The sequence below is a fragment of the Aminobacter sp. P4_D5 genome (assembly GCF_056401815.1).
Genome location: NZ_JBFUIP010000865.1, coordinates 1 through 649, shown reverse-complemented (window position 1 = coordinate 649; position 649 = coordinate 1). Strand labels below are relative to the sequence as shown.

Annotated in this window: 1 protein-coding gene; it reads right to left on the bottom strand. The window is 70.6% G+C overall.

Going from position 1 to position 649, the window contains the following annotated elements:
• A partial coding sequence (locus AC1DWF_RS35475) for a sensor histidine kinase (RefSeq protein WP_476843146.1) occupies positions 1-649 on the bottom strand: 649 nt, incomplete at both ends.

The following is a 649-nucleotide window of genomic DNA, read 5'->3' as shown; positions in this document are numbered from 1 at the left end:
CAGGAGGGTCGGCTCGTCGTCAACCAGCAGGACCGGCCCGTCGATCCTCGGCGCGGCCGCGGGGAGCCGGAGCGCCTCGGCTTCGTCCGGACCTTCATGGCGAGGCAGCACGATCCGGAAGGTCGTGCCGGCGCCGGGATGGCTCTCAACCTCCATCTGCCCGCCGAACTGCCCCACAATCCCCTGGACCGTCGCGAGCCCCAGCCCCGTCCCACCCTGATCGAGCTTCGTGGAAAAGAAAGGCTCGAAAATCCGGGACAGCACTTCCGGCGGGATGCCCGGCCCATCATCCGTGACCTCCACCACGGCGTAGCGGCCCGGCTTCAGACCCTCGCCCGCGAGCACGAGCCGCCGCCCCGTCGCGATCCGCAGGCGGCCCGTCCCGTTCATGGCCTCGCGCGCGTTCACCACGAGGTTCAGCAGCACCTGGTCCCATTGCGAGGGGTCGACGCGGATGCGTCTGGACGGCTCCTCCAGGTCGAGCTCCAGCACGATCCCCGAGCCGAGCAGCCTCGGCAGGAGGATCGCCAGCTGCCGGATCGATTCGTTCAGCTCGATGGTGCGCGGCGCCATCACCTGCTGCCGCGCGAAGGCAAGCAGCTGCCGCACTAGCGCGGCGCCGCGCTCCGCGGCCTGCTCGATCGATCCG